The organism is Allobosea sp. P4_E12 (genome assembly GCF_056401655.1).
In genome coordinates this window covers 17,902-28,178 of record NZ_JBFUIY010000052.1, presented here as the reverse complement: position 1 = coordinate 28,178, position 10,277 = coordinate 17,902, and the positions used below count along the sequence as shown (strand labels likewise).

Genomic DNA, 10,277 nt, shown 5'->3' with positions numbered 1-10,277 from the left:
CTTTTCCTCAACTGGGCGACGTCCGGAAGGCTCAGGCAACACGAGCTTCTCATCCCCGACAAGCACCGTAATGGATCGGGCTAGTTCACKATAGGATTTCACGCGCCGCAGTTGCCGGGGATTGCCGGACGCTTCCACCGTGAGGCATGCAGCGCCGGCCACGCGATCTGGAACTGACGGAATGGAGTGTTGGATCCGGTCGGCGTACCTTAAGGCGTAAGGTCACATGCGAGCGACGGAGCGTCCTCCGTACTGCACACGACGATTATCTCGTATTCGCCACTGGCATTGGAAAACTGTTCCGCCAATCCGAGCCCGCCAGGCAATGCGGCTCTGGAAACCTCGCCTTTCGATGTCGAGGAACGGAGCCCAACGATTGGGCGAGAGACGTCCATCGCGATCACGTTATCGCCCTGCGCTCTTATGGAAATTCGGGATATCGGCTTAGTCAATTTAACGCGGTATACGTATAAATGCCAAGAATCTCTTGGAAACGGACCAGATTGAGAGATGATATTCAATCTAGCGGGATCTCCCGTTTCAGTTATGTTATTTCTTTTCGAACTTGCCGCACGTGAACTGCGCTTTCTTCCGAAATTCAAGTAGAATCCTAGCGCGATGAACAGCAATGGAGGCACGTATGTCGCTAGCAGGCGCAAAGTCTCCGGAGACAGCCCTTGTGGGATCGAAGGCTTGATCCAGTCGAACACTCGATCCCCGAACTGGCGGTCAAGCACCCCGTAAACTACAGAGAACAGGTACGGCCAAACCGCCTTGGCGGCACTGATGATGCTGCGCATTTCCGAACCGCCACCACGACTGCCTTCAGATACTTCTAACTTCACATGAAGGAAGTGTTTCTGCGGCGACCTGTTGTTGGCTGGCTGGCGGATTCGTCGAATGGGTAACGGACCGCTTGCCCGTCGGGCAAAATCCACTGTCGTCCCCTAAGCCTGGGGTGCCATTCCCGAATGACGCTACGCGACGACCGAGCCGTAGCCTGACAGCAGTGGCAAAAACGCGACCGTTCCCGGGAGGTATCGCTCCTTGCGCCTGCCCGGCTATCACTGTGCACGATCCACGGCATTAGCGCAGGTCGGTCGGACAATGGCACCTATTTGGCGAACTCTTTTTCGATCTCACCGCCCGTCGTCGGATCAATCACCAGGCGATAGCCGCTCATGCTATGCGCCAGAATGCCGGCCTCACTTAGGCTGGCGTCGATAAACGTATCAGGCATGCTCGGTAAAGCCGCCCGCCATAGCGCTCGGCCGGTTTTGCCAATGCAGAGCAGGTTCTCGAAGAGATTGGCCCTGCTGGATTCGGGATCTATCAGGACGATGCATCGCTCCGGGCCGAATGGGATAGCGGTTTTGATGGGTGCACCCCGATAGAGGCCTTTCACAGCCAACGGCCCGTCACCGTTCCTTACGACGATGAAATTGCCATTCGCCGTGAAAACAATCGCTCCCATTGCCCTCCCCGATCACTCTCGCGGCTTCAGAGAATGACTCGGGGCGGGCTATTTGTCTCTCGAAACCGTCTGCATTGCGTGGTGACGACTTCACAGTCGGGGCACCGCAAAGACACAGCGTCCGACAGAGTTAATTGGGTCGCCATTCTTCCTGTTCGAACTCGTTTTACATCGATCATTGGCTACGCAACCATCGGGATCATTGGCCGGGGGGAGACGAATCAGAAGGGAACTGGCCCATGCCGGACCGGACGGTCGCGATCGTTGACGATCACCCATTGTTGGCCGAGGGCGTTGCTACACTACTGAGACGATGGGGCGGTTTCACGCTCACTGCGACGGGGAACGTCGCGGATGATATCCTGTCGATCACCAAGACCCATCAGCCCGATTTTATGATCGTCGATCTGAGCATGGCTGGGGATGTCTTTCAGGCTATCTCCGACACATTGAAGATCGCTGCTGAGACCAGAATTGTCGTATTCACAGCCTCAACCAGCACGGATGATGCGATTGCGGCTCTGAACGCAGGCGCCAAGGGCTACGTTCTGAAGGGCAGCCCTTCCGACGATCTCTTTCAGGCTCTAAATGCAGCGCAACGAGGCGACGTGCATGTCACCCCCTCCTTCGCCGCCAAGTTGATTGGCGCGTTGAAAGACCAGAACCGGGAGCGCCAGAAGCCAGCCAGCGATAGGCTCAGCGTCAGAGAGGAGCAGATCGTAAGGCTGCTGCTGCTCGGGAAGATGAACAACGAGATCGCCCACGAACTTTCGCTCAGCGCCAAAACCGTCAAGGGCTACATGACGAACCTGATGGTCAAGATGCATGTCCGAAATCGACTTGAGGTCGTCATCGCGGCGCAAAAGCACATCCCGCCGCCGAGCGGCACATCGGTCACACGGATTCGGCCATAGAACGCCGCCCGAGTTGAGCCCGTTAGCGTCATCGAACCATCGCGCGCATTATCTCAAGTTCCGTACTCTCTTACGAGCAGAGCGGGTACTCACGGTGGTTCGTGCGAGGGATCTCGAGATGCACCCTGCTTCCAATATCGCAGCGCTTATGAACGGTCAGCCTCGCAGATTGCCGCTGCATCTGCTGCATCATTTTTCTGGCGCCGGACATAGGCCTTCACGTAGGCCGGCGGCATCAGCCGCACATCATGACCACAGCCGATTAGCCTACGCGCCCAATGATGGGCGGAGCCACAAGCTTCAAGCCCGACCAGGCATGGCGGTAGCTGCTCGAAGAAGGGCAAGAGGTCGCGACGTCTGATGGCTCTCGTCAGCAACACACCGCCCTTGCCGTCGACCACGTGAACCTGGAAGATAAGCTTCGCCAAATCGAGACCGACCGTTACAGCTGCGGACAGGTCGATGTTCTGCTTGCGCATGGATGGGGCTCCTCGGAATGGTCCGTGATGGCAACGCGCCTGCCTTAAGAATGGTGCCGGTGCAGGCGCCGTCCATCCCATCAAGAGAGCTTGAGGGCTCTGGCTAAGCGCGACGGCATCAACCAGAAGACGGTGGCCAAGTGGAAGAGACGGAGCTCGACGGCGGATCTCAAGACCGGTCCATGCGAGCCTCGATCGACCGTGCTGTCGATCGAGGAGGAGGCGGTCATCGTACCGCCGGCATGCTCTGCTGCCGCTCGACGATTGCCTCTATGCTCCGCAGGCGACGATCCCGCATCTGACGCGCTCATCATTGCGCCGCTGAGCCTGCCGGCTGTTCGCTGCGATGCCAGGCACAAGCCAGGTCATTCGGCACTTGACTGATATCGCGCGCAAGACGTGCCCAGTTATCACCGTGCACCCGCGCGACTGAGCGGGCGCTAGTCACCTTCGGCGACCCTGTCTATCGCGACCCCTGTTCAAGCCCGAAGGCAGCGTCGACGGGTCGACGAGGCCCCTTCCCTTTAAGCAACTTCAACGACGCAGCGAGGGTTGAACCCGTGATTTTCCCGGTCGCCGTGAAGATTTGGATAGCCGGCCTGATTGGCGAAGACGCGTGTCCGTCCGACTCGATAATCATGCGACCCGTGATCGTGACCGTGGATCCAGAGTTCAGGCTGAAACTCTTCAATAATGTTGCTGAGGTCAGAAGCGAAGGCAGGCGTAAGCGGGCTGCCCTGATACCGCGACGCGATCGAATGTGGATGGGGGGCGTGGTGAGTGACCACGACAGTCGGGCCGCTGTGAGGTATGGCAAGCTCGTGCCGGACAAACGTCAAGTCCAGCCTGTGTTCTGCCGCAGCGTGCCATGGCATGAACCGGCTATAGTGCCCTCCCTCTTCCCGATAGCGAATGAGGCGATGATCATTCAGCGTTTGGCCGGCATAGACCATGGATGGCTTCGGCGTCCCGTACAGCCGGTAATCGGTCCATAAGATGCATCCGACGAAGCGGACGCCGTTGATGATGACCGTCCGGCGAAAAAGCAGATCAACATCGGCGAGCGCGGCCGCCTCCGCGCCCTTAGCAAGATTGGATTTGAATTCGGTTCCGTAGAACTCGTGGTTCCCTGGAACGTAGACGATCGGCCGATTTTGCAGCGGTCCGATTTCCCTTTGCGTGGACAGCCACTGGGCCGCTGCGGAAATTGGCTGACCGATGTCGCCGGCGAAAACGGCGACGTCGAATTCGGGCATTGGGGCTGGAAACTCGAACTTTCCACATTCGAGATGAATGTCGGAAATCACTAGCAGGCGCATTCTATGTCCATTCGAAGATGGCCGCGCGATCGAGCGGGCGGCCGAAGTTTTCAGCCTGCCTTGGCAGCGGCAATTCGGGCGAAGAGTTTGACGATCCTACTTGGCGCATAGATCGATGGCCGCGTGGCATAGGACGCTTCGAACTCGGCAATCGGCATTGCGGAGGCGCCTGCGGCGATGGGGCCCATCACGTCGGCTTCGCGGCTATCGCCCACGAACAATATCTGTGACAGCTGAAGTTCGAGCTGCGAGGAAACCAGCTGATAGATTTCTTTCTGTGGCTTCATCAGCCCGCTTTGAAAGGAAAGAATGAACGCGTCCGGGAAGCCCGGGAGGCACTCGATCAGCGCTTCCTCGTATGGCGCCGCTAGATTCGAGCAGATGGCGATTTTGAGCCTCGCCCTTCGCAGTGCAGCCCAAACCCCATCCATGCCCGGCCTTGCCCGGGTCGAAGCGCACTCGGCCTTGAGATCGGCCTCAAGCTCCGCCAACTTGTCTTCATCAATGAAGGTGGCGATCTCGCGCGAAAGCTCGCGAAGGCCGAGCGGCTGAGTAAGCGCCTGCACGGCGGCGGCTCTTGAAGGCTCGCTCGCAAGAAGCGCATGGAATGGTTGCCGCTTATCGGTGATCTCGACAACGGTGCCAAAGGCATCGAAGCAAATCGCGCGGATCTCAGTCATCGAGTCTCAGTGCCACTTTATGTCGTCGACGGTGTACGGCCGAAAGTTCTCGTCAGCTTCGTTTGGGGCGATGTGACGGACGACGCCTGACAGGCATTGCCGAACTTCCATTTGACGTTCGAACGACACGCACAAAAGTTCCATCGGTGCCTGCCCAGCGAACGGTTCGGCCTCAATTGGGCGCAATAGCCAACGCCTTTCCTCCTCGGCCGTTCTCAAAAACTGCCGCAGGTCGCCAAAGACTCCTAAGATCGCCGAAATCCGCATCATGGTGTCTGTTTCGAGAACCAGCGGCTTGTGCCATCGGGAGAGGCGAACCCAGCGGTGAAATTCTCGCTGCCTGCAGCCAAGCAGTTGAAGCTGTCGCCGCTCTGGGAGATCCCATCGCTTCGCGATGTTGACGAACACGCGCATGACGGAGCCGCTCAAGCGCGCCCGCTCTTCGTCGGTTGGTTCTTTCATGGTTCGGCACCTAGGAGGAATTGAGATCCGTTCTATCCGCGTTGTAGCGACGTGGGCTTCGATTTAGATACTATAATGCCTAGAAATGGAAGAGGCGCTCCGCTTCGTTCAGTTCATGGACGTTCGGCAGACCTTCGGGAAAAATATGCGGAGAGCCCGCATCGCAGCCGGGCTGTCTCAGGATGAAATTGCGGTACGTATGGGCGTGGAGCAGACCTACGTCAGCGGGCTGGAGCGGGGGGTACGCAACCCCACTTTGACGACCTTAGAGCGTGCAGCGATCGCGCTGAACGTGAAGCTCAGGGAGCTGCTGGACGAGTGGCCTTGCTCGTAATTCGGAGTCACAAGCTGGTTTGACGCAATAACTGCCGCAAAAAAAGTGCTCGACGGGACGTCCCGCGTCACTTCTTGCGCCCTCGCCCATGCGGACAAATCGGGTACTCGAAGCCGTCGAGGTCCTCGTCGGCAAGCGTGAGATCTAAGGCGAACGTTCCGAAAAGATGTTCTCCGACGGCAAGCACCGGGTCCGCTGGTCAAATGACAACCGCGTCGAAGCAATCCCGATTTACTTCCGGCGCTGCGTTACCACGCGCGCGTGAGCTTTTTGTCCGGCGTCTTAGACATCCAGCCGATGGTTCATCCAGCCGATGGTTCATCGCAACGTTGCCGCAGCCAGCGGCGCTGCGGCTCCCGCGACGTGTTTTGACGACGGTGGATATGCGGCGTGCAGACTGTCGACCCCACCCAACTTCGCCTGTCGGCTTCGAGCAACTAGGCCTTTGGGCAAGGATTGATTCTACCAATCTGCCCTAGACGCGTCAGGGGGCGTCACTTTGCCATCTCCTGGCGCGTCTAGGGCATATACTCCAGTTGGCCTGGAGCGTGTCCGGAAATAGGCCATGAGCATTCCGATAAGCCAATGATATTTAATGGCTTTCCTGCTCTGATCCCAACCTTTAAGTTTCAGACTCGGCAAAAGCTCCACAAAGGTCAGAATCCATTAACCTTAAATGGCTGGACGCCCAGAGAGAATCGTGGCGTAGCTTGTCGGGTAATGGGCGCTAAAACGCCCTTAACCCGACAATGAGGACACGAAGCGCCAATGGCCGACCCCCTGGCGAAGAATATCCGCCATAGTGAAGCCGCGGAGCGCGTCTGGCGACATGCAGGTGTCCTGTCACGTCAGCTGAATGTCTTGCGTGAACGGATGTACCCCCCTCACGCGCAGAAGCATTTGCGACACTTCCTGACGAATGAGGTGTCAAAACTTACCTCCATTCCAGACTCGACGTTGAAGCTGATGTCGAACGAGGGCAAAGGTCCCCTGCCCGCTCGGCTTGAGAACAATCATCGGGCATACACGCTCGCGCAGGTAAATGAGTTACGGCGCCTGTTTGCCCAGCAGAAGCCTACGGAGGCGCTGCGCTTTTTACCTCACCGGCGCCGTGGCGAGCACCTGCAAGTTATCGCGGTTGCGAACTTCAAAGGCGGTTCGGCGAAGACCACTACGAGTTTGCATCTGGCGCACTTTCTCGCCCTCCAGGGTTATCGGGTGCTGACCATAGATCTCGATCCCCAGGCTTCACTGTCTGCGATGTTCGGCGCGCAGCCCGAGATCGACGTTGGCGACAACGAAACGATCTGGGCGGCATTGCGATACGACGAGTTGCGCCGGCCGATGCGGGAGATCATCCGGAAAACCTACTTTGACGGCGTCGATCTGGTCCCGGGCAACCTCGAGGTTATGGAGTTCGAGTACGACACGCCTCGCGTGCTCGCACGAGGAACAAAGACAGACAGCTTATTCTTCGAGCGCCTGGGCTTGGCCATCGACGAGGTGGAAGCTGACTACGATGTTGTTGTCCTCGATACACCCCCTTCCCTTGGCTATCTGACGCTCGGCGCGATTTACGCGTCGACGGGCATGATCGTGACGATCCATCCAGCGATGCTCGATGTGGCGTCAATGAGCCAATTCTTGTTGATGATGGGTGACCTGATCAATGTGATCGCCGGCGAGAATGCCACGATGCGCCAGGACTTCTTTCGCTATTTGGTCACTCGCAACAATCCGTACGACAAGCCGCAGACCGAGATTGTTTCGATGCTGCGGACGTTGTTCCCTGATGACGTCATGACGCCGACGGCAGTCGAAAGCACTGCGGTTGAGGCGGCGGGGCTCGCCAAGCGTAGCATCTATGAGCTCGAGTCGGGGGAGATCGGCCGAGATGCGTTCAAGCGCGCACGGGAGTCGTTCGACGCAGTCAATGAAGGAATTTTGGATCTGATCAAGCAGACCTGGGGGCGAGCATGAGTAAGCCGCCTCGCCGCTCGATCGTCTCCAGCTTTGGGGCGCTCTCGCTGACCGCTAGTTCCGCCGCAAGCGAAACGGATCCGAACCTCGACAGCGCGCTGAACACCCCGCCTCCGAGAGTGCCGGCTGGAGTAATCGGAGCCACTCAGCGGACGCTATCCGATATTCGCGAGGAGCGCGATCGACTCAAAGCACTGGTCGAGTCCGGGGCCGCTGGCCTTAAGGAACTTGATCCGGCACTGATTGACCCGTCGCCGTTCCCTGATCGGTTAGCGGACGATTCTCCGGCCGAGTTTGAAGCCTTTCGGAAGACGTTTCTGGAAGAAGGACAACAGATCCCCATCCAGGTTCGGCCGCACTCGGAGCTGGAGGGGCGCTACCAGGTCATCTACGGGCACCGCCGTGTCCGAGCTGCACGCGACCTAGGTGTGCCGGTAAAGGCGTTGGTCCGGTCACTTTCTGATTCGGAGTTGGTGGTCGCACAGGGCCTCGAGAATGGCAGCCGCCAGGACTTGACCTGGATCGAGCGCGCCTTGTTCGCGTGGCGAATGGAGAACGCGGGGATTAAGCCGCGCGACATCAAAGCGGCGCTGTCGTTGGACGATCAAGAAATGGCGCGGATGCGTTCCGTCTGGCGCGCACTACCCATCGACCTGATTACGATGATTGGTCGCGCGCCAAAGGTCGGGCGGCCGCGCTGGCTTGAGTTGGCGGGGGCCGTGGGGGAAAAACCAGCGCTGCTCGAACTGGCTCGAAAAACCTTGTCAGCTGACAAGGTTTTGGCGCTGCCCTCTGACGAACGCTTTCGGGAGATTCTTGCGGCTGTGCAGCCATCAGGCTCGCCGTCTCAGACGGAAGTCGCGCTGCTTGCCGGGTCCGGAGACCGACTCGGGCGAGCGAGTTTTACGTCCAAAGAGGTGCGCCTCGTCGTTGATCGAGCTCATGCGGCTTCATTCGCAGAGTTCCTCAGGGGCGAACTGCCATCACTGATGGATCGATATCTCAGCCAAGCGAGTGCTGCGAAGGGCTCCAGGTGAGGAGACCTTGTCAGCTGGCAAGGTTTTGAAACGCTGGGAATGAAGGAGAGGAAATGGGAGCAGCTCGGCTAGGCCCGATAGTGTTGAGTCCTCGAAGGCCTGGGCAACAACGAAGCTAACGGCAGTAGGCAAAGAAAAAGGCCCCCGAAACGGTGTTCCGGAAGCCCTTCTCATAGTCGGCAACTTGAGAATCGCACTTCCCTGAATCCCCGTCAAGAGTCCCATTGGGATTTGAGCGCCTTTTCGGCGAGCGGACTTCTTTTGCCCTAATCAGGCGAAGACCCATGGAAAAAAGACTTTCGACGACGCCCTTTGGGCGGCGAACGCTGACGCTTGCGCATGTTGCAGGCCAAGTGATCGCAGACGCTTGCCCGCCCGCCAAGGCGACTCATAAATGGAATGTGTTTCGTGACATCTGCACGGCGAAGACTCGAGTCGGCGTGTCCGAGCGGGCGCTTGCCGTCCTGGATGCCCTTTTGACCTTTCATCCGGAGACCGTGCTGACTGGCGAAGGGTTGATCGTCTTCCCGTCCAACCACCAACTCTGTCTGCGTGCCCATGGTATGGCACCGGCGACACTGCGGCGGCATCTTGCTGTCCTTGTAGATGCGGGGCTCATCGTTCGCCGCGACAGCCCGAACGGCAAGCGCTATGCGCGCAAGGGCAGCCACGGCGAGATCGAGCTCGCTTTTGGGTTCGACCTGGCGCCGCTGGTTGCGCGGGCCGAGGAGTTCGAAGCCTGGGCAGAAGAGGTTCGCGCTGAAGAGCGGGCGCTGAAGCTTGTGCGCGAGCGCATCACAATCTGCCGTCGCGACCTCGCGAAGATGATAGCGATGGGGATAGAAGAGAGCATCCCGACCCAACGCCAGGGGGTAGGCCCCGCTAGTTGGGCCGATATTCAAGGCGAACTCCTCACACTTCTCGGCCGGTTGCCGCGGAAGGGCTCTGCGGTCGTCCTGGAGCCGCTAGCGCAGCAGCTTTCGATGCTCGCGGACGAAGTGCACAGCCTTCTGGAAATGCACGTTAAAAATCAAAATATGAGCGGCAATGAGTCTCATATTGAGCGTCACATACAGAATTCAAAACCAGACTCCCTCACTGACTTTGAACCTAGCTTTCGAGAAAGCAGGGTGGCCGCTTCGGAGGGAGAGCTTGAAACGACGCGCCTGCCAGTTCGCGCTTATCCCTTAGGGATGGTGTTGGATGCCTGCCCGGACATCATTGATTACAGCCGTGGCGGTATCTCGAGTTGGAGGGATTTGGTGGCAACCGTAGCGGTGGTCAGGCCTATCCTCGGAATTAGTCCGAGCGCCTGGGCCGGGGCACTGGCGGTCTTGGGAGAGATAGAGGCATCGATCGTGGTCGCCGCCATTCTGCAGAAGGCTGAAGCTATCAACAGTGCGGGGGGCTATCTGAGAAACCTAACGCGGCGAGCCGAAGTGGGTGAGTTCTCATTAGGGCCAATGCTGATGGCGTTGATTGGATCCCGAACGCGCGAAAAGCGAAGCGCGTAATCGTGCGGGGGAAGTTTGTTAAGGTTAATGAAGCTGCAGCCTGCGCTCGCGTGATGAGGCGATGTCTGGCCCGCGGGTGGGGAG

At 58.5% G+C, this 10,277-nt stretch carries 9 protein-coding genes and 2 pseudogenes; 6 read left to right on the top strand and 5 right to left on the bottom strand.

Features of this window, described 5'->3' with window-relative positions; genetic code table 11:
• Window positions 1-1,114: 1,114 nt before the first annotated feature.
• Window positions 1,115-1,474 (bottom strand): DUF7957 family protein, encoded by a 360-nt coding sequence (locus AC1DW9_RS33575; protein WP_441508886.1) that lies wholly within the window; start codon window positions 1,472-1,474, stop codon window positions 1,115-1,117.
• Window positions 1,475-1,713: 239 nt separating this feature from the next.
• On the opposite strand from AC1DW9_RS33575, the gene AC1DW9_RS33570 reads away from it, so the two are divergent.
• On the top strand, window positions 1,714-2,388 hold the full coding sequence (locus AC1DW9_RS33570) for a LuxR C-terminal-related transcriptional regulator (protein WP_441492546.1): 675 nt from the start codon (window positions 1,714-1,716) through the stop codon (window positions 2,386-2,388).
• A 158-nt stretch (window positions 2,389-2,546) separates the two neighbouring features.
• On the opposite strand, the pseudogene AC1DW9_RS33565 reads toward AC1DW9_RS33570, so the two are convergent.
• Window positions 2,547-2,867 (bottom strand): annotated as a pseudogene (locus tag AC1DW9_RS33565) (IS110 family transposase); the annotation flags it as partial.
• A gap of 81 nt (window positions 2,868-2,948) precedes the next feature.
• Here AC1DW9_RS33565 and AC1DW9_RS33560 point away from each other — a divergent pair.
• Window positions 2,949-3,189: pseudogene (locus AC1DW9_RS33560) on the top strand (IS481 family transposase); the annotation flags it as partial.
• Between the two features lie 202 nt (window positions 3,190-3,391).
• Here AC1DW9_RS33560 and AC1DW9_RS33555 read toward each other — a convergent pair.
• From AC1DW9_RS33555 to AC1DW9_RS33545, 3 genes are read right to left on the bottom strand one after another with little or no spacing between them, the layout of a single operon-like run.
• Window positions 3,392-4,186, bottom strand: a complete 795-nt coding sequence (locus tag AC1DW9_RS33555; RefSeq protein WP_441508887.1) for a metallophosphoesterase — start codon at window positions 4,184-4,186, stop codon at window positions 3,392-3,394.
• 50 nt (window positions 4,187-4,236) lie between these two features.
• Complete coding sequence (locus tag AC1DW9_RS33550; protein ID WP_441508888.1) at window positions 4,237-4,866, bottom strand: HAD family hydrolase; 630 nt, start codon at window positions 4,864-4,866, stop codon at window positions 4,237-4,239.
• Window positions 4,867-4,872: 6 nt separating this feature from the next.
• Window positions 4,873-5,328, bottom strand: coding sequence for a hypothetical protein (locus AC1DW9_RS33545; protein ID WP_441480364.1), 456 nt, complete (start codon window positions 5,326-5,328; stop codon window positions 4,873-4,875).
• Window positions 5,329-5,413: 85 nt separating this feature from the next.
• Here AC1DW9_RS33545 and AC1DW9_RS33540 point away from each other — a divergent pair, with 85 nt between their 5' ends.
• The 4 genes from AC1DW9_RS33540 (at window position 5,414) to repC (ending at window position 10,193) form a co-directional block, all read left to right on the top strand.
• The gene (locus AC1DW9_RS33540) at window positions 5,414-5,662 is read left to right on the top strand and encodes a helix-turn-helix domain-containing protein (protein WP_441492550.1); all 249 of its coding nucleotides are present in this window, start codon (window positions 5,414-5,416) and stop codon (window positions 5,660-5,662) included.
• Window positions 5,663-6,430: 768 nt separating this feature from the next.
• Window positions 6,431-7,642, top strand: a complete 1,212-nt coding sequence (gene repA, locus AC1DW9_RS33535) for a plasmid partitioning protein RepA (RefSeq protein ID WP_441480366.1) — start codon at window positions 6,431-6,433, stop codon at window positions 7,640-7,642.
• On the top strand, window positions 7,639-8,679 hold the full coding sequence (repB, locus tag AC1DW9_RS33530; protein ID WP_441508889.1) for a plasmid partitioning protein RepB: 1,041 nt from the start codon (window positions 7,639-7,641) through the stop codon (window positions 8,677-8,679). Before repA ends, repB begins: the two co-directional genes overlap by 4 nt.
• 284 nt (window positions 8,680-8,963) lie before the next feature.
• On the top strand, window positions 8,964-10,193 hold the full coding sequence (gene repC, locus AC1DW9_RS33525) for a plasmid replication protein RepC (protein WP_476776454.1): 1,230 nt from the start codon (window positions 8,964-8,966) through the stop codon (window positions 10,191-10,193).
• Window positions 10,194-10,277: the final 84 nt, after the last annotated feature.